The organism is Xanthomonas hydrangeae (assembly GCF_032697525.1).
In the GTDB taxonomy this organism is placed as follows: domain Bacteria; phylum Pseudomonadota; class Gammaproteobacteria; order Xanthomonadales; family Xanthomonadaceae; genus Xanthomonas; species Xanthomonas hydrangeae.
Map to the genome: position 1 here is coordinate 820,632 of NZ_CP103836.1, position 18,937 is coordinate 839,568.

General features: G+C 64.1%; 15 protein-coding genes. 4 read left to right on the plus strand and 11 right to left on the minus strand.

Going from position 1 to position 18,937, the window contains the following annotated elements; translation table 11 throughout:
* Nucleotides 1-3 precede the first annotated feature (3 nt).
* Nucleotides 4-2,298, minus strand: coding sequence for a TonB-dependent receptor (locus NYR97_RS03370; protein WP_316696697.1), 2,295 nt, complete (start codon nt 2,296-2,298; stop codon nt 4-6).
* A 284-nt stretch (nt 2,299-2,582) separates the two neighbouring features.
* On the opposite strand from NYR97_RS03370, the gene NYR97_RS03375 reads away from it, so the two are divergent.
* Complete coding sequence (locus tag NYR97_RS03375; RefSeq protein ID WP_316696698.1) at nt 2,583-3,200, plus strand: HAD-IA family hydrolase; 618 nt, start codon at nt 2,583-2,585, stop codon at nt 3,198-3,200.
* 108 nt (nt 3,201-3,308) lie between these two features.
* Here the strand turns inward: NYR97_RS03375 and NYR97_RS03380 are convergent, their stop codons facing one another.
* Nucleotides 3,309-4,535 (minus strand): acetylornithine transaminase, encoded by a 1,227-nt coding sequence (locus NYR97_RS03380; protein ID WP_316696699.1) that lies wholly within the window; start codon nt 4,533-4,535, stop codon nt 3,309-3,311.
* Nucleotides 4,536-4,607: 72 nt separating this feature from the next.
* Between NYR97_RS03380 and NYR97_RS03385 the strand changes: the two genes are divergently transcribed.
* Nucleotides 4,608-5,480 (plus strand): ion transporter, encoded by an 873-nt coding sequence (locus NYR97_RS03385; protein ID WP_316696700.1) that lies wholly within the window; start codon nt 4,608-4,610, stop codon nt 5,478-5,480.
* 542 nt (nt 5,481-6,022) lie between these two features.
* On the opposite strand, the gene NYR97_RS03390 is transcribed toward NYR97_RS03385, so the two are convergent.
* The 4 genes from NYR97_RS03390 to NYR97_RS03405 form a co-directional block, all read right to left on the minus strand.
* Nucleotides 6,023-6,964 (minus strand): YiiG family protein, encoded by a 942-nt coding sequence (locus tag NYR97_RS03390; RefSeq protein ID WP_232372269.1) that lies wholly within the window; start codon nt 6,962-6,964, stop codon nt 6,023-6,025.
* 109 nt (nt 6,965-7,073) lie between these two features.
* Nucleotides 7,074-8,054, minus strand: coding sequence for a YiiG family protein (locus NYR97_RS03395; RefSeq protein WP_316696701.1), 981 nt, complete (start codon nt 8,052-8,054; stop codon nt 7,074-7,076).
* Between the two features lie 216 nt (nt 8,055-8,270).
* Nucleotides 8,271-9,086, minus strand: a complete 816-nt coding sequence (locus NYR97_RS03400) for an SDR family oxidoreductase (protein ID WP_316696702.1) — start codon at nt 9,084-9,086, stop codon at nt 8,271-8,273.
* Nucleotides 9,087-9,207: 121 nt separating this feature from the next.
* Nucleotides 9,208-9,867 carry a serine/threonine-protein kinase gene (locus NYR97_RS03405; protein ID WP_205393811.1) on the minus strand — a complete coding sequence of 220 codons (660 nt, stop codon included), beginning with the start codon at nt 9,865-9,867 and terminating at the stop codon, nt 9,208-9,210.
* 162 nt (nt 9,868-10,029) lie between these two features.
* Between NYR97_RS03405 and NYR97_RS03410 the strand changes: the two genes are divergently transcribed.
* Nucleotides 10,030-12,117: a bifunctional DedA family/phosphatase PAP2 family protein gene (locus NYR97_RS03410; protein WP_316696703.1), complete on the plus strand. Its 2,088-nt coding sequence runs from the start codon at nt 10,030-10,032 to the stop codon at nt 12,115-12,117.
* Nucleotides 12,118-12,669: 552 nt separating this feature from the next.
* Here NYR97_RS03410 and NYR97_RS03415 read toward each other — a convergent pair.
* The 4 genes from NYR97_RS03415 to NYR97_RS03430 form a co-directional block, all read right to left on the minus strand.
* Nucleotides 12,670-13,554 (minus strand): bestrophin family protein, encoded by an 885-nt coding sequence (locus tag NYR97_RS03415; RefSeq protein WP_316696705.1) that lies wholly within the window; start codon nt 13,552-13,554, stop codon nt 12,670-12,672.
* A gap of 146 nt (nt 13,555-13,700) precedes the next feature.
* A complete protein-coding gene (locus NYR97_RS03420; RefSeq protein ID WP_316696706.1) occupies nt 13,701-14,297 on the minus strand; it encodes an LON peptidase substrate-binding domain-containing protein in 597 nt (198 codons plus the stop codon).
* Nucleotides 14,297-15,664, minus strand: a complete 1,368-nt coding sequence (gene mpl / locus NYR97_RS03425) for a UDP-N-acetylmuramate:L-alanyl-gamma-D-glutamyl-meso-diaminopimelate ligase (RefSeq protein WP_205393807.1) — start codon at nt 15,662-15,664, stop codon at nt 14,297-14,299. The genes NYR97_RS03420 and mpl overlap by 1 nt, the downstream gene beginning before the upstream one ends.
* 362 nt (nt 15,665-16,026) lie before the next feature.
* Nucleotides 16,027-16,590 carry an adenylate kinase gene (locus tag NYR97_RS03430; RefSeq protein ID WP_006451255.1) on the minus strand — a complete coding sequence of 188 codons (564 nt, stop codon included), beginning with the start codon at nt 16,588-16,590 and terminating at the stop codon, nt 16,027-16,029.
* Between the two features lie 157 nt (nt 16,591-16,747).
* Here NYR97_RS03430 and NYR97_RS03435 point away from each other — a divergent pair, with 157 nt between their 5' ends.
* A complete protein-coding gene (locus NYR97_RS03435; protein ID WP_316696707.1) occupies nt 16,748-18,004 on the plus strand; it encodes a 6-phosphofructokinase in 1,257 nt (418 codons plus the stop codon).
* A gap of 288 nt (nt 18,005-18,292) precedes the next feature.
* Here NYR97_RS03435 and NYR97_RS03440 read toward each other — a convergent pair whose 3' ends face one another.
* Nucleotides 18,293-18,817, minus strand: a complete 525-nt coding sequence (locus NYR97_RS03440) for a hypothetical protein (protein WP_205393804.1) — start codon at nt 18,815-18,817, stop codon at nt 18,293-18,295.
* Nucleotides 18,818-18,937: the final 120 nt, after the last annotated feature.

An 18,937-nucleotide genomic window follows, 5' to 3' on the forward strand; every position in this document is an offset into this window, starting at 1 on the left:
CCCTCAGAATTTGTAGGCCAGGCTGGCGAACAACTGGCGCGGTGCAATCAACTGATACGAGCCGGAGCTTTCGTTCGGGAACACCGCACCGATCGCATCGTCCTTGTCGAACAGGTTGTAGACCGACAACTGCAGTCGCCCACCGGCAAGAAACCCTGCATCCGCGCCCTGATAACCCACGCTGCCGTTGACGATGAAGGTGGCATCCACCTGATCGGTGTTGAGCGTGTCGCCGTAGCGCTTGCCGGTATATTTGGTATCGAGGTTGACGAAGAAATGTTCGCCTTCCCAACCGCCGTTGACGCTGAACATCACCTTGGGCGAATCCGGCACTTCGTTGCCTTCCACCTGCACCAGGTTGCCACTGACCGGGCCGAAATAGTTGTCCTGGAATTCGGATTTGTTCCAGGTCAACGAGGCGCCCAGCCGCCAGCCCGGCGCCGGCTTCCACATGCCGGACACCTCCGCACCATAGGTCTGTACGTCGCCGACATTGGCGTAGACGGTGGGTGCCACCACCAATGGATCCGGATCGGTCAGCGCGATGATGCGGTTTTCGTAATCGATCTTGTAAGCGGCGATGTAGCCGCTCCACTGGCTGGATTCGGCGCGGATGCCGATGTCGATGTTGGTGGATTCTTCCGGCGCGATATCCGGATTGAACGCACCGGAGGTCAACGCCAGCCGCGGGGCGGAGCTGAAGTTTTCTGCGTAGTTGGCGAACAGTTGCACGCCTTCGGCAAGCTGGAAGCTGGCACCGACCTGCGGCTGGAACCAGTCGCTGTTCTTGATGGTGACATCGCGGCGCACACCGACATTGAAATCATCCAGATTGGCGATGCCGTTGTAATCGCGCTTGACATCCAGGCCCTTGGCGCCGAATTCCATCGTGAGCCGGTCATCGAGCAGGCGCAGCGTGTCCTTGATGTAGAGCTGCTTCACCTCGGTGGAAAAGTGGTTGTCGTAGTAGATGACGATCGGCAGCGAGCCCTTGAGCAAGGCGCCGGTGGCAGGGTCCAGGTTGTACAGCGGGCGCACCTGGTCGAAGTCGTAATTCTCGTACCAGGCACCGACTTCGAGCTTGTTGTGCTCGGTCTCCCACGACACTGCGGTGGTCACACCATAACGATCGCCGCCCATGATTTCTTCGCGCCTGGTCATCGCACCGACGCGGGTGACGTTGCCGTTGGCATCGACGATCTGGGGGTCGTTGATGGCGATATCGGTACGCCCAGGCGTGCCGGCGATGGCATCGTTGTATAAACCGGTGGCGGTGCTTGGCGGGGTGCCGCCGACGCCGTAACCATGCTTGTTTTCGTAGTAGCCGGTGAAGGTGAAGCCGATCGCATCGTTGAACAGAAAATCGCCGTGCAGGCTGAGCAGCGAGTCGCGTCGGCCGTTCTGCCATTCGCTGTAGTGCTCTGCATCCACTTCCGGATTGCCGGTGATGCGTTCGTGCAGATCCCACGACACCGAGCCGTCGGAGTTGTACGACTGCACGTCGTAGTCCTTGCGGTTGTTGTAGATCCAGCCCAGCGTCAGGCTGCCCACGTCCCAGGCCTGGCGGATCTTGGCTTCGAAGTGGTCGCTCTTTTGCGTGGCCGGTTCCATGTCCCACACCCCGCCCTGCGTGCGCGATGCGGAGAGGTACGCGCTGGGGCCGCCTTCCCACCAATCCGGCGTATCCAGGCGCACGAAGCTGCGCACCAGATCGTCCGAGCCGATGGTCTGGGTGAGATTGCCGCTCCAGCTGTCGCCCCCCTTCGGTGGCAGGCTGGTGTAGCGGATCGCGCCGCCGAGTGCGTGATACGAGGGCTGGGTGACATCGCCGGAACCTGCCGACACGGTGACGTCGAGCAGGTTCTCGCTGGACACGTAGCGGGTGATCGGCCCGCCTTCGCGGGTGTCGAAGGTTTCGATCGGGATGCCGTCCAGGGTCACGCCGATCTGGTTGGCAGAGAAGCCGCGGATGGTCATCGAGTCGCCGAACTCGTACAGCCCGAACGGATCGGTGGTCTGCACATTCACCCCGGGCAGGCTCGCCAGTAACTGCTGCGGCGCCACGCCGGGCACCTGGGCCTGGATTTCGGCCACCGAGATCGACGCGGTCGTGCGTGTGGAACCGGTGCCGACCACGCTGACGGCGTCCAGCGTGCGCGCTTCCTGTGCCAGTGCGGGCAGGCTGTGTGCGCCGGCCAGCAACAAGGTCATCGAGGCAAGCGTGCGGCGACGCGTGGCGGTGGTGAGAATGGCGGCGACCGAGACCGCCAGCTGATCGGTTTTGAAGCGCTTAGGCATGCAATCGACCCCTGGATGCGTGTGGCGTGCTGAGTGACCGGGCCGCTCCCCCAGACCGGCTGACACCGCAAATGCGGCATGCATCGACCATAACCAGCGCAGTTCCGCCGCAAGCTCCGCGCGGAGGGTAGGGGCGGCGCGGGTGGGTAGGTTGCTGCCGAATTCAACGATCTGAATACGTACTGTCCCCACCCACCTGCGCGCATCCGGTCATACCAGCTCTCGCATGCTTGCCATGAGGTCGCAGATCGACAACGCTGCGCAGCCGCATCACGAGTCCGCGCATGCCGCTTGCAGCACCCTCTCTGTTACTGCTCGATTTCGATGGCGTATTGGCCAGCTACTCGCGGCCGCGCCGCGTGGCTGCACTTGCTGCAGCAGCTGCCTGCACGCCGCAACGGGTGCAGCAGGTGTTGTTCGAGCAAGGTCTGGAACGTGTCTACGATGCCGGGCTTATCGACACGCAGGACTACCTGGCGCAGTTGAGCGAAGGGCTGGGCGGCGTGATCGATCGTGCCACCTGGATCGACGCACGCGTGGCGGCGTGCCGCGCGGACCCCTTGGTGGTGGCACAGGTGCTGGCGGTATCGGCGACGACGGCCGTGGCGGTACTCACCAACAATGGGCCGTTGATGGTGGAGGCAATCGAGCGGATCGTGCCTGCGCTGTTTCCGTTATTGCAGGGCCGCGTGCTGTGCAGCGGCGCACTCGGCGGCCGCAAGCCCGATGTGCAGGCGTATCAGCGCGCACTTGCACAGCTGGACGCCACTGCCGCGCGCACCTTGTTTGTCGACGACCTGTTCGTCAACGTGCGTGGCGCGCGTGCAGCAGGCCTGCACGCGGATACGGTGCGCGATGGCCGCGCCTTGCGGCGGGTGTTGAAGCGGTATGGGGTGGCGTAGGAGAGCCGGGATTCGAGATTGGGAAATCGGGAATCGCCGGCGGATCTTCCTCCGCCATCGTGGCCGGCGCGGTGCCGGCCACGATGGCGCGGAAAGCGCAGCTCTGCATCACTGCGGCGCTACGTACTCGGCAATCGCAAGGCGCAAACGTTCCAACCCATCAGCCAGCTCGGCATCGGTCAGATTGAGCGCCGGCACAAAACGCAAGACATCCGGCCCCGCCTGCAACAACAGCAAACCATGCTTGGCCGCAAAATCCAGGATCGCCCCGGCCTGCCCGGCATGCGCCGGCGCCAGCACTGCGCCCAGCATCAAGCCGCGCCCGCGGATTTGCGCAAACACGCCAAACTCGTCGTTGAGCGCGTCCAGACCGGCGCGCAACGCGGCCGACTGACGCTCTACGTTCTCGGCGATCTGCGGCGAGGCCAGCTTGCGCAGCGCCACGCGCGCCACCGCTGCGGCCAACGGATTGCCGCCGAAGGTGGTGCCATGCGCGCCGAACTGCATGGTCTCGGCCACCTTGGGGCCGGCCAGCATCGCGCCGATCGGGAAGCCGCCACCCAGCGCCTTGGCCAGCGTCACGATGTCCGGCGTCACCTGCTCCTGCCAGTGCGCAAACAGCGTGCCGGTACGGCCCATGCCGCACTGGATCTCGTCCAGCACCAGCAGCGCATCGTGCTGATCGCACAGCGCGCGCACGCGGCTCAGAAAGCCCGGCGCAGCCGGCATCACTCCGCCCTCGCCCTGAATCGGCTCCAGCATCACCGCAGCGACATCGCCGGCCGCCATGGCCGTTTCCAGTGCCGCCACATCGTTGAAATCCACATAGCGAAAGCCGCCGGGCAGCGGCTCGTAGCCTTCCTGATACTTGGGCTGTGCGGTCGCAGTGACCGAGGCCAGGGTGCGCCCATGGAAACTGCCGCGGAAGGTCACGATGACGCGCTTGTCGGCCGGGCGGCCCAGATTGCTGGCCCACTTGCGCACCAGCTTGATCGCCGCCTCGTTGGCCTCGGTGCCCGAGTTGCAGAGAAAAACCTTCTGCGCGAAACGCGAAGCGGTGACCAGTTCCTCGGCCAGCTTCAGCGGCGGTGCGCTGAAGAACACGTTGCTGGTGTGCCACAGCTTGCCGGCCTGTTCGGTGAGCGCGGCCATCAGATCCGCATCGTTGTGGCCCAGTCCGCTGACCGCGATGCCGGCGGACAGATCGACATATTCGCGGCCCTGGTCGTCCCACACGCGACTGCCCTGCCCACGCTCCAGCACCACCTGGCGCGGGCGGTAGACCGGCAGGTAGTAATGCGCGAGGGACAGGGGCGAATCGGCAGCGGTGCTCATGATGGTGGGTCGCAGAAGCGGAGGGAGAACCCGCATTCTCGCGCATTCGCCGGCCTGCGGCACAATGCGCGGATGCGCCCTTTCTCCGATCCTCAGCTCACTCCTGCCACCGACGACGGCTGGCGCCGGCAATGGTTCGACATCATCTACCGGCACGACACCCGCCCGTCGCGTAATTTCGATCTGATGCTGGTGGTGGCGATCCTCACCAGCGTGGTGGTGATCATGATCGACAGCGTGCCGCGCATCCATTCGCATTCGGCGCACTGGTTGGTGCCGCTGGAATGGGCGTTCACGGTGCTGTTCACCGTCGAATACGCGTTGCGTCTGGCGGTGGTGCGGCGCCCGCTGCATTACGCGCTCAGCATCTGGGGCGTGATCGATCTGCTGTCGATCCTGCCCAGCTATCTGTCGTTCTTCGTCCCCGGTGCGCAGACGCTGCTGGTCGTGCGCGTGCTGCGCATCCTGCGCCTGTTTCGCATCCTCAAGCTCACCCGCTACATCGAGGAAAGCGGGCAACTGGTGGACGCGCTGTGGCGCAGCCGGCGCAAGGTGATGGTGTTCCTGTTCAGCGTGCTCACCATCACCGTGATCGCCGGTGCCACCATGTATGTCATCGAAGGCCCGCAACACGGGTTCACCAGCATCCCGACCAGCATGTACTGGGCCATCGTGACCATGGCCACGGTGGGTTTTGGCGATCTGGTGCCACAGACCACGCTGGGCCGCTTCGTTACTTCGGCCCTGATCCTGATCGGCTACAGCATCATCGCCGTGCCCACCGGCATCTACACCGCCGAACTGGCCAGCACGCTGCGCGAAGGCGGCCACGCCGGCAAGCGCGATGTCCGCAATTGCCCGCGTTGCGGGCTGGAAGGCCATGCGCCGGATGCGCGTTATTGCCGGCAATGTGCCGAGCCGCTGCCGGAACTCTCCAACGGCTAAATTGTCTTGGAGTGGTTGGGCAGTGCGGGTCGATCAGGTGTGGAGCGGCTGATCTGCAGGTTGGCTGCAGGGTCCTTGCCCGCTCACCCTCGCGGGACACGCCGCAAGTACGTCCGTGTAGGCTCTTACGCGGCATCCATGCCGCGTAAGGTCCCGCGACGGTGAGCGGGCAAGGACCCGTCGAGATGGTCGGTGTGTGTGGTCCAAGCAATGCATGGCGTGCGTTTTCTGATAACGGCGGATCCTGCCACCTTTCCAACACAACGCGATCAACAGGCTGGCTTTCATCCAGTCACCGACCAACTTTCTGGTGCGGTGTCCTCACCGATTGCGGGACCGTGTGGCGGCATGGATGCCGCCACCGAGCCTCCAGGGACGGATTCACGGCGTGTCCCGCGAGCGGTGAGGGCACCGCGCCCTCGATCAGTGAGCTTTTGACTACATCTGAATGCAGCTACCACTCGAAATAGCGGTGCCTTCGGAACTTGCACAATCACCTGTTAGATGCGCTTCCACAATGCGACAGAGACGCGTGCACAGCATCAATGCGACATGCGGTTGCTCATGTCGATCAGATCGTTGTAGCTGGCCAGCACTGCCTGGCGTGTGCCACCCGGCGGCATCGAGCCGCTTTCCAGCAGCATCTGCTCGCTCTTGTTCAATGGTGTCTTGGTGCGGATACGCTCGACCAGTCGCCCCGACTCGCGCGCCAGCTTGTCGGCGGAGCGTTCCATGTGGCCCCACATCGCATCGCCCTGGCCGATCTTGGCCTTCTGCGCCTCTTCCAGAATGCCTTGGTAGCGCGCGAGCTGGGACTGCGCTGCGGCAAGGTCCGGCGTGTCGTTATCGAGGACTTGCACCAGCTGCTTGCCTTCGCCGATGATCTTCAGGTGATACCAGGAAGCACTGCGGCCTTCTTCCTTTTCGATCGCATCGATCTGGGCCTGGCGGCGCGTGTCTTCATTGTGTTCAAGCGCGGTATTCATGGCTTCGCCGGCTTCGAAGAATGCGTGATAGGCCTGCATCAGCGGCGCGTGCAGCGCCTTCATGCCCTTGCCGTCGTCGCGCAGATAATCCTCGCGGTCGTAGTAGCGCACCGCTTCCCCGATACGTTCGTTGAGCGTGGTGAAACGGTCTTGATAGGTCTTGGCCACCGGGTCGAGCTCGGGGTTGGCCGGCGCTTGCGCCAATGCCGCAGTCATCGGCGCGCCACATTCGTCCACGTGATGCGAGAGCACCGTGCCCGGTGCATGGATACCGCTTTCCTTGCCGGTCGGACCAGCCTCGGGGTCCTGCATCCAGCCGATGTATTGCTGATAGCTCTCATGGATCGGCTGCTCGACGCCGTTGAAGCAGGTGATGTAGGCATTGATCTTGTCGGCGCCTTCCACCGCGGCGGCGGGTGCGTTTTTCTGGCAGCCGGCAAGCAGCGCAGCGAAAGCCATCGCCGCGGTGAGCGGCGCATAACGAAGTTGATGGGTCATCTTGCGTTCCATTGATGGGTTGAAGAAGGTGGCGCCGCAGCATGCGGCCGAATGACATCTGGCGCAGCCGATCGCCCAGCACACGAACGATGGCTAAGGACAGCAGTGCCTACTCACGATTGCTTTCGGACACCAGTGCGTTGTAAGTGTTGAGCAACTTGCGAGACGAGCCTTCGGGCGCCAGCGTGGGACTATTCAGCCAGCCCTGTTCCAGCTTGCTATAGGGCGTTTTTTCGACCGCGCGTTTCACCCGCGCCTTGGCTTGTCTGCGGAAGGTTTCTGCAGCGGTTTCGAAACTGTTCCAGGCCAGCCTGCCTGGCTCCTGATCGGCCACCTTGGCATGCGCCTCATCGGAGAGACGGTTGAAGCCATCCAGCAGCGCGGTGACACGTGGCACGTCGACCTGATCCTCTTCCAGCGCATCGGCGATCTGCTTGGCGTCGAGCATCATCGCCAGCCGGTAGTACTCGCGCGTGCGGCCCTCGCCCCACTCCAGCATCTTGAGTTTTTCGCGTTGCGCCGCGTCGTTTTGCAGGTCCAGTTCGGCGCTGAAAGCAGTACTGGCATCGGCGTAGGTCGCCAGCGCATCCATCAACTCCGGATGCAGCTGTTTGCCCTTGGCGAACTGGTCGTCTTCGTAGTCCTGCCGCGTGTAGTAATCGGCCACCGCGTGACTGATCGGCTGCAGCGCCTTCAATGCCGCGCGATAGTCGCGTGCCGCCTTGTCCAATGCAGACAGCGATGGTTTCGCCGCAGCGGCCGCACTGACGGGCGCATCGCACTGCTTCATGTCGTCGTGGTCGAGATCGTACGGACCGGTCATGCCGGATTCGCGACCGGTCGGGCCGGCGAACGGGTCCTGCATCCAGCCGGTGTAGTACCTGGCGCCGGCGTGCACTTTCGCGTTGACGCGGTTGAAGCAGTCGATGTAGGCGCCGAGCTTGGCGTTGACGCCTTGCAAGGAATCCAGCTGCTTTTCAGTCGTCTTGGTATCGGTACCGGTTGCAGGCTGCTGCGACTTGCCGCCACAGGCGGTCGCCAGCACGGACACGCAAGCCACCAGGACAAGCACACGGAACTTCGGAGACACGCGCGATACATCCCTGTTGGAAACGTTTTCAGCCGCTCACGATAACAAACCCCACTGTGAACTTCTTGTGCTCACTGTAGGACGGGCGTGAGACAGCTGCACCTCGAAAACGCGACCGCTGGTCTGCCACATCGATCCTCAGAATCGCGGTACCCCGCACGCCGATTGCCGGCCGCCCTCGGTATCCAGTCAAGCGCGCTGCGATGTTCGCCGCACTCAGTCGAGAAACAGATCCGGCAACAACGCACGCGACGGATCGACCGCATAGCCGCTCAGGTCGGTGATGCCGGCCTGGGCCAGCACCTCGTCGTCGATCAGGAACTGGCCATGAAATCCGGCCGCCTCGCGCGTGAGCACTGCATGCGCGGCGTCGGCCATGATCTCCGGCCGGCGACACGCGGCCGCATCCACGCCATCGATCATGTTGATCGCATCGGTGGCGATCACGGTGCGTGGCCATAGCGCGTTGACCGCCACGCCTTGCGGGCCGAACTCGGCTGCCAGCCCCAGGGTCACCAGGCTCATGCCCATTTTGGCCAGGGTGTAACCGGTGTGCGCGCCCCACCACGCCGGGTTCAACGATGGCGGCGGCGCCAGGGTGAGGATGTGCGGATTGGGCGCCTGCAACAGATGCGGCAGACAGGCCTGCGCGCACAGAAAACTGCCGCGCGCATTGACCTGCTGCATCAGATCGAAGCGCTTCATCGGCGTGTCCAGCGTGCCGCGCAACCAGATCGCGCTGGCGTTATTGACCAGGATGTCGATACCGCCGAACGCCTCGACAGTCGCGGCCACCGCCGCACGCACCTGCTCTTCTTCGCGAATATCGCACTTGAGCGCCAGCGCCTGCCCACCGGCCGCAGTCACCGCCGCGGCCGCGCTATGGATGGTGCCCGGCAACTTGGGATTGACCACCGCCGATTTGGCCGCAATCGCCACGTTGGCGCCATCGCGCGCCGCCCGCAACGCAATCGCCAGGCCAATCCCGCGCGAGGCACCGGTGATGAACAGGGTTTTACCGTTTAAGGTCATGGGAATTGGGAATCGAGAATGGGGAATCGCAAAAGCTTAGCGCCTTGAACGTTCAGCAGCCGACGCACGATCAGCTGCCGCGATGCGCCCTACCGATTCCCTACTCCCGATTCCCGGCCCTTCAAGGCTTCGGCCCCTGCCCCTCGTTGTCTTCCCAATGCAACACGCGGCGGGTCACGAAGCGATAGACCGGTTTACCGGTGGCGAACCACAGCTCGCGGACCCAGGAGGTGCGCTTGAGCACGCGGCGTTCCACCGGGGTGATGGCGGCCGGGCAATACATGCGCTTGTGCTTGAGCAGGTGGCGCAGATCCTCGCGTGCAAGCAGGCGCATCCAGCGCGCACGCGGATTGCCGCGCACCGCGAGCTGGAAATCGATCACCGCCGGGCTGCCGTCGTCCTGCACCAGCCAGTTGGCTTCCTTGGCCAGGTCGTTGTGCGCCACCCCGCAGCGGTGCAGCTGCTGCAGCAACTTGCGTGCGGTACGGAAGTAGGCAAGATCGCCGCGCGGCGGGCGCTGGTACATCGCATCGCCGGCCAGATAGCTGCGATCCAGCCGGCGTCCATCCCAGCGCAGCAGCCGTGGTGTCCGCGGCAAGCCATCCAGCTGACGCAAGGCCAGGGCTTCGCGTCGCGCCAGCCACCAGGCCACGCCGCGCAACAACCACGGCGCCACGCTCAGATCGCGCCGCACGAACACGCGATCGCCTTCGCGGATCAACAGGATGCGCCCGAAGGTATCGGACTTCAGTGGCAGATGGCCGGCGGGATCGTCACTCATCCCTACATTGTAGGCGGGCCGTCCGCTTCGCCACACAGCACGCGTTGCCTGCGTGTCACACAAGCGTGCAACGTTGCCCGCTCGCAACCTGAGGTGAAGCAGGCAGGCCGATGTGATGAAGGCGCAAGTCCCCTCGTCGCCACGCCCACCTATAATTCGGCAATGAACTCATGGATCGACGCCACGCTGGAGTGGATCGGACACCACCCCACCTTGGCTGGCGTGGTGATCTTTGCCATCGCATTTTGCGATGCGGTGATCGTGCTGGGCGCCATCGTGCCGGCGCTGCCGTTGCTGTTCGCCATCGGCGTGTTGATCGGGCTCGGCCAGATCAACGGGCCGTATGCGGTGGCCTGCGCCACGTTGGGCGCCTTTGTCGGCGATGCGCTGAGCTTCTGGGTAGGCCATCGCTGGGGCCACCAGCTGCACACCTATTGGCCGTTTCGCCGCTACCCGCAATTGCTGGAACGCGGCGAGCTGCTGTTCCGGCGCAATGCCTTCAAGAGCATCCTGATCGCGCGCTACGTGGGCGCGGTGCGGCCGTTCGTGCCGGCCATCGCTGGCATGTCGCACATGCCGTTCAAGCGCTATCTGTTTGCCAGCGGCCTGGCCTGCGTCTCGTGGGCGCTGCTGTTTCTGGTGCCCGGCTGGGTGCTGGGCACCGCCTACGACGCGGTGGCAGCAGTGGCCGGGCGCTTGTTCGTGGTGGTCACGCTCTTGATGGCGGTGATCGGGCTGGCCTGGGCGGTGGTGTTGTACTCGTATCGCTGGTCGGCTGGCCATCTGGATGCGCTGCTGGCGCGGCTGCTGGAGTGGTCGCATCGGCATCCGGTGCTGGGCAACTGGTCGGTGAGCGTGTTCGACCCGCGCCGCCGCGAATCGGTGCCGCTGGCGATGATGGCGTTGATGCTGCTGCTGTTGGGCTGGGGCTGGTTCGTGCTGTTGATGGTGGTGCTGGCGCATGGCGAGCCGCTGCGCGTGGACCTGGCCGTGCACGATCTGATGCTGGCGCTGCGCAACCCGCTGGCCGACTACCCGATGGTGGCGCTGGCTTCGCTGGGCGACTGGCAGGTGCTGTTGCCGGCGATCGCCGCAGCGATGGGCTATCTGGCCTGGCGCCGACGCTGGATGGCGGTGGCGCATTGGGTGATCGCGCTGGCCTTTGGCCTGGCGTTGACCCAGTTGCTGGGCGCCACCGTGCAGGTGGTGCGTCCGCCTGCGGCCAGCAGCGGATTCGGGTTCCCGTCGGTGGCCGTCACCATGGCCACGATTGGCTTCGGCTTCTTCGCATTGCTGATCGCGCGCGAGCTGCCCGGCCGGCGGCGGGTGTGGCCGTATCTGGTCAGCGGCGCAATCGTCTCGCTCATTGGATTTGCACGGTTGTACCTGGGCGCGCACTGGCTGAGCGATGTGGTCGGCGGCATGTTGTTCGGCATTTTCTGGCTGCTGGTGCTGGGCATCGCTTACCGACGCCGCGCCACGCGCGCGTTCTGGGTCAAGCCGGTGTCGTGGATGTTCTATGGCGTGTTCCTGACCTGCGCGATCATCTTCGCGCCGCGCAATCTGGAAACCAAACTGGCCAAGTTCGAACCGCCGCCGCCGCTGCTGATGGAGTTGCCCGCCAGCGACTGGTGGGACGGCCAGTGGCGCCTGCTACCGGCGCGCCGCAACGAATTCGACGACGACCAGCGCTGGCCGCTGGACGTGCAACTGGCCGGCCCGCTCGCACCCCTGCAGCGTCAGCTGGAAGCACGCGGCTGGCGGGTGCAACCGCAGGCCGGTTGGGAGCAAGCGCTGCATCTGCTCGATGTCAGCGGCCGCCCGGACGAGGTGCCGATCCTGCCAGCCACGCTGGATACGCAGGTCGAAGCGCTGCTGATGGTGCGTCATGCCGCGCCCGGCCATGTGCATGTGCTGCGCCTGTGGCCGGCGGCGGCACGCCTGCAGCCAGGTGCACAACCGCTGTGGGTGGGCAGCACCCAGACGCTGCGCTACAGCCGCCATTTCAGCCTGATCGGGCTGTGGTATCCGCTGCGTGGCGTGGACCCGGCGCTGAGCGCATTGCGTGAAGCACTCGGCCCATTGCCGCATCGCGTCGAACAGCGTCGGCGCTCGCAGGTACCAGTGATCTTGATCGACAGCACTTCCGGAAATGCGGTGCGGCGAGAGGACAAAGACAATGCCGCACCGCAGACGGAAACCACTGCGTCCGACCCGGCTGCATCGGGTCCGTCACAACAGCGTCGTTGATCGATCGATTGATCAGCGGCGGCGAGCGGCCGGCAGACGCGCAGTCCTGTAGATAAGAGCTGCTAATAAAACGTCTTGAACGCTGTATCGATGGCGGCAACACGTTCGCGTCACTTGGACGCAGTCGAATGTTTAGGTCAACAGCCTGATTGGTCGAGTGCGCGGCGCCCTCACCGCTCGCGGGACACGCCGCAAGTACGTCCATGTAGGCTCGGTGGCGGCATCCATGCCGCCACACGGTCCCGCAATCGGCAAGGACACCGCACCAGAGAGTTAATCGGTTGCTTTGTTCAAAACCATGCACACCGACCATCTCGATTGGTCCTTGCCCGCCCACCGTCGCGGGACCTTACGCGGCAAGGATGCCGCGTAAGAGCCTACACGGACGTACTTGCGGCGTGTCCCGCGAGGGTGGGCGGGCAAGGGCCCTGCAGCCAAACCGCAGATCCCGCCGCTCCGCAACCGAAGCACCCGCACCGTTCGATTACCTGAGAGCTTGCGCTTCAGCGCCGTGGATGTGCACAAACCGCATTGGTCAAAGGTGCGATGCACTCACCACAACACACCATCCACCGGCTGCATCGGCTCAGGCGCCTGCTCGCCAATCGCCTGTAACGCATCGATTTCCACCGTGCGGCACATGCTGTCCAGCGGCAGATCGTGGATGGTGTTGGCGAAGGGATCGACCAACTCGTCGCCGATCTTGAGCACTGCCAAAAACATCAAACCCGCAACGGTCGAACCCACCGGCGTGGCGTATTGCAGTGTCTCCACCAGGCCGATCGGCAGCAACACGCAGAACAGCCGCGTAAACAGGTTCGGATAGAAGCGATATTGATACGGCAGCGGCGTATTTTTCAGCCGTTCCATACCGCCTTGTGCGTTGGCGATGTCCACCAGAATGCGCTCGACACTGGCCTGCTGGATGCTGTCGATCCAGCCATCGCGACGCGCCTGCTCGACGCTGCGCCCTGTGTTATCCAGCAGGCCATTGGCGACGTTGGTGCGCTTGATCACCGAGGCCACTTCATCGGCATCCAGCCGCGATTCCAGCACCGCATCCACTGGCAAACGACGTAGCTGACAGCGCAGCGCATGCACGTAGGCGACCTGGCGCAACGCGATCGTGCGCCCCAGCGCTGCGGCTTCCGGCGCAGACAACATGCTGATGCTCAGACGTACCAGGTTGCGCGATGCATTGATCATCTGGCCCCACAGCACGCGCCCTTCCCACCAACGTTGGTAGGTCGAATTGGCACGAAAACCCAAAAACAACGCCAACGCCGAACCGAAGATGGTCAGCGGCAACGCTGGCGCGCGGAACGGCAGCACGTAGTAGATGATCGTGATCAACACGTCCCAGACGAACAACACCGCCAGGGTCCGCCAGACCTGGTCGAACACATCGGATACACGCGGTTTGACATCGATGATCAAGGCACACTCCATGGATCGATAACGAATGACGCCGTTGCGCGCATCCAGTGCATGGATGCCATCGTCAGCGCACTCAAGCGTGGCGAGTGTGCCGCTGCAGCGGTGCAAGCGCGGTGATGGGTCACCCGCGCCACAGCATCACCGCGTTACGGCATCCACGCCAGCAACTGATCCAGGCGCCGATGCGGGTCGTCCTGCTGCAACAACGACAGGCGTTGTTGTTCGGTCAGCGGCAGCAGCTCGGCCAGCCGCCAACCCACCCAGGCCGCTTGATCCAGCAGGCCAGGTCCGGCCGATGCGAATTCGCCACCCACCTGTTCGAGCATGCGCTCGAGCACGGTGGCCAACAGGCTGTGTTCGGGGCGCAGCTCGTCATCGCTGTCGGGCTCGCACCAACTCACCTCGCCCACGACAAGTCCATTATCGCGGATGCGCGAACGCTGCACATGGAAGCGCCGCGTCCCACGCAAACGCAGTACCAGCACACCGTCGGCACCAACGTCGAAATCCTCGATACGCACTTCGGTGCCGAACGCCGCCGGTGTCGCCGGTACGCCGACTTCTGCGCCATCCAGAATCAGACACACCCCGAAACTGGTGCCGGTGCGGCCGCACTCGCGCACCAGATCCAGATAGCGGCGCTCGAACACGCGCAAGCCCATCGCAGCGCCCGGCAACAGCACGTTGTGCAGCGGAAACAGCGGCAGTGCGCTGCTGTCGGCAGTGATCGTCATTTCGTTCATCAGGACAGCTGCGCCAGAAAGCGACGCGGCGCGCCGTCGAAGCCGCCATTGGACATAAACACCACATGGTCGCCGGGCTGCGCAATCTCCCCCAGCGTATGCAGCAATGCATCCACGTCGTGCGCCACATGTGCATCACCGCGCACCTGCGCAACAATCGGCGCCGCATCCCAGGCCAATGCGGGCCGATGCAGGAACACCACCGCATCGGCATCTTGTAACGATGGCGCCAACGCCTGCGCATGCGCGCCCAGCCGCATCGAATTGCTGCGCGGCTCCATCGCCACCAGCACGCGCGCCGCCCCGACCTTCGCACGCAAGCCCTGCAGCGTGGTCGCAATCGCGGTGGGGTGATGCGCAAAATCGTCGTACACGGTGATGTCGCGCGCCTGCCCCAGCACTTCCAGTCGCCGTTTGACGCTTTGAAAGCGTGCCAGCGCCGGCATCACCGTTGCCGGATCCACACCCACTGCATGCACGGCGGCCAGCGCCGCCAACCCGTTGAGCACGTTATGCCGCCCGACCAGCGGCCAGTGCACCTGGCCGATCTCCACACCGCGATGCAACACTGCAAACACGCTGCCATCGGCGGCGATCAAGCGTGCGCTCCACTCCAGCGCCGCATCGAAACCGAAGCGCTCCACCGGCGTCCAGCAGCCCATCGCCAGCACCTCGGCCAGGCGCGCATCTTCGCCGTTGACGATCAGCCGCCCGCGCGCCGGCACCGTGCGTACCAGATGATGAAACTGGCGCTGGATCGCCGCCACGTCGGGAAAAATGTCCGCATGGTCGTATTCCAGGTTATTGAGGATCGCCACCAGCGGCCGGTAGTGCACGAACTTGCTGCGCTTGTCGAAGAACGCAGTGTCGTACTCGTCGGCTTCCACCACGAATTCGCGCCCCTGCCCCAACCGCGCCGACACGCCGAAGTCTTCGGCCACCCCGCCGATCAAAAAGCCCGGCGCACGCCCGGCCGCCTCAAGCAAAAAGCTCAAAATGGTGGTGGTCGTGGTCTTGCCATGGGTACCGGCAACGGCCAGCGTGTCGCGACCCGGCAGCACCTGCTCGGCCAGCCACTGCGCACCGGAGGTGTAGCGACGCCCCGCGTCCAGCACCGCTTCCACGGCCGGGTTGCCACGCGACAAGGCATTGCCGATGACCACATCGGTGGTATCGGCCGACATATTGGACGGCGCGTAGCCCTGCGCCAGCGCGATGCCGAGCGTTTCCAGCTGCGTGGACATCGGCGGATAGATGGCCTGGTCGCTGCCCTCTACCGGCCAGCCCAGCTCGCGCGCAAGGGCGGCGACACCGCCCATGAAGGTCCCGGCGATGCCGAGGATGTGGAGTTTGGTCATGCCGCACATTGTCGCCGATCGCCGGAGTTACGGGACATTCCGATCCATCGCCAACGGCGCTGTCAGGAAACTCCTACCGTACTGTCGGGAATTTCCCGATATGCGAACTCCATCACATATATCACCATGCTGAACGCCAGTCGCAGCACCCTTTTGGTCCTACTCCCCAAGTGGCCAAAATCCCCAGGGGGGCTCATGCTGTCGGGGCTCTGAGCAAGCCCATCGCTGGCGTTATTCCGCCCCGGCCGTCTTGTACGACCGGGGTTTTTCTTTTTGCGGCATCGCACACGCGAAAAGGCCGCGCAGCCTGACGGCGCGCGGCCTTGTGAACCAGGTGCGTAGGCCAGGCATCGCGCCCGGCCCCAGCCGACTCAGCGGCCCAGCGCCTTGCTGATGCGCTCGAGCACTTCGTCCAGCGAACCCACGCCATCGACGCGCGCCAGCTTGCCGCGCTGCTCGTAGAAGCCGATCACCGGTGCAGTGGAATCGGTATAGACCTGCAGGCGCTTGCGTACCGACTCGGGGTTGTCGTCTTCGCGGCCCTCGGCCTTGGCACGACCGGCGATGCGCTCGACCAGCAACTCGCTGGCGACATCCAACTGCACCACTGCATCCAACGGCTGACCGATCTTGCCGAGCAATTCGTCCAGCGCATTGGCCTGCGCCACATTGCGCGGATAGCCATCGAGGATGAACCCCTTGGCGACATCGGCCTGACCGAGCCGCGCCTCCAACATGCCGAGCAGGATTTCGTCGGACACCAGATCGCCACGCGCCATCACTTCCTTGGCCTTCAGGCCAAGCGGTGAACCAGCGGCCACTTCGGCACGTAGCAGATCGCCGGTGGAAATATGCGGGATCTCAAAGGTGTCTTTGAGCCGTGTCGCCTGGGTGCCCTTGCCCGAACCGGGCGGTCCCAACAGAACCAATCGCATCAGTGGACTCCACTTTCGAATAAAAACGCGTTGCGGTTGGCGGCGTTAGACTCAGGTCTTCGCCAGCGCTGACCGTATGGTCGTGCAGCTTACCGCATCCGGGGAATGTCCCGGCACTGTCCCCTGCGCCATGCCCCCATTGAGGAGCCTGTCCCCTATGACCACTGGCAACTTGCTGTATGCCCAATCCGGCGGCGTCACCGCCGTCATCAACGCCACCGCCGCCGGTGTGATCACCGAGGCGCGCGCGCGCAAGATCAAGGTGCTGGCCGCACGCAACGGCATCCTGGGCGCATTGCGCGAGGAGCTGATCGACACCTCGAAAGAATCCGCCGCCGCGATCGCCGCGCTGGCGCAGACCCCCGGCGGCGCATTCGGCTCGTGCCGCTACAAGCTCAAGTCGCTGGAAGAAGACAGCGCCAAGTACGAGCGCCTGCTCGATGTGCTGCGTGCGCACGACGTACGCTGGTTCCTCTACAACGGCGGCAACGACTCGGCCGATACCGCGTGGAAGGTCTCGCAGCTGGCCAAGGCTTACGGCTACCCGCTGCACTGCATCGGCGTGCCAAAGACCATCGACAACGATCTGGCGGTAACCGACACCTGCCCAGGATTTGGCTCGGCGGCCAAATACACCGCGGTCTCGGTGCGCGAGGCCGCGCTGGATGTCGCCGCCATGGCCGACACCTCCACCAAGGTCTTCATCTACGAAGCGATGGGCCGCCACGCCGGCTGGCTCGCCGCCGCGGCAGGTCTGGCCGGCCAAGGTCCCGACGATGCACCGCAGATCATCCTGCTACCCGAGCGCGCCTACGACCAGGCCGTGTTCCTGGCCAAGGTCAAGCAGGTAGTGGAAAAAGTCGGCTGGTGCGTGGTCGTTGCCAGCGAAGGCATCCAGGACGCACACGGCAGCTTCGTCGCCGATGCCGGCGGCGCGGCCGACTCGTTCGGCCACGCACAACTCGGTGGCGTGGCCTCGTTCCTCGCCGCGCAGGTCAAGCGGGAACTCGGCTACAAGGTGCACTGGACGCTGCCCGATTACCTGCAACGCTCTGCACGCCACCTCGCATCCAAGACCGACTGGGAACAGGCGCAGGCCGTCGGCAAGGCCGCGGTGCAATACGCGCTCAAGGGCATGAACGCGGTGATCCCGGTGATCGAACGCGTCAGCGACGCACCGTACCGCTGGAAGATCGTGCCCGCCCCGCTGCACAAGGTGGCCAATCACGAAAAGAAGATGCCACCCAGCTTCCTGCGCAAGGACGGCTTCGGCATCACCGAGCGTGCCCGCCGCTATTTCGCCCCGCTGATCAAGGGCGAGGCGCCATTGGCTTACGGCAGCGATGGCCTGCCGAAGTATGTGACGTTGAAGAATGTGGCAGTGGCGAAGAAACTGCGGGCTTGGGAGGACTGAGTTTGAGGTGTTGCCAGGCGGAAGAATCCATCGCTTCCATCGAGAGGACCGCATGCGCAACCCGCCCTAGCCTTCTCAGCATCCTGTTGCAGAAAGCCGAGAACAAAAGGCATCGGTGGATTGGCTGATTCCGCCAATACAACCTGGCAGCAAGAACTCGCTTGATTGTGCAATCACTTCAGCGCTACATCGTCGGCTTTCGAAGCCGACTAAAAGACAAAACAACGCACCCGGGCAATGCCGGGGTGCGTTGTTTTTAATATCTCGAAATGAAACCGAATGGCGCGTTTACTGGCACGCCTTGCCCTCCACGGTCATCTGCGCGGCAAACATTGGCACCTGCGGCACCTTTCCGGCGGCGGCCTGTTGCTTGGCGTCTTCCAGATAGATGCGCGACTGGCCCTGTCCATCGAGTTGCGGCTTTGCCTCCACCGGCTTGCGCCAGATGCGCACAACGGCCTGCTGCGCCGGGCAGGCGGCGCTGGGGACGCGGATCACATCGTTGAAGATCCAACCCGATGCGACGCTGGGCGTGGCCTTGGCGAAATCCACGAAGCGCGCGCGTGGCTGGCAGGTCGGGCTGCTACGCACGACCGAGAAGGTGTATGGCTGCGCAGCGTTGCCGGTGAACACGCCTTCTAGGCGAGCGCAGGCTTCGGGAATCTGGCGCAAGGTGTGCACGGCACCGACCGCTTGTGCGGTGCCCGCTGCACGCTGTTGCAACTCCGGCGTTGGCTCAGCGGCAAGCGCGTAGCTGGTGAGCAACAAGGCTGCAATCGTCACGGCAGACTTCGACGCGGCATAGTTCGACATACACACTCCTGGATCGGGTCTATCACGTTGGGCCGCAGGCTGTCACGCCGCGACTGAACAACGTGCCAAAGCCGTGGTGGTGGCAGCCTCACAAGGTGCGGCGCATACTCGGCCGCGATC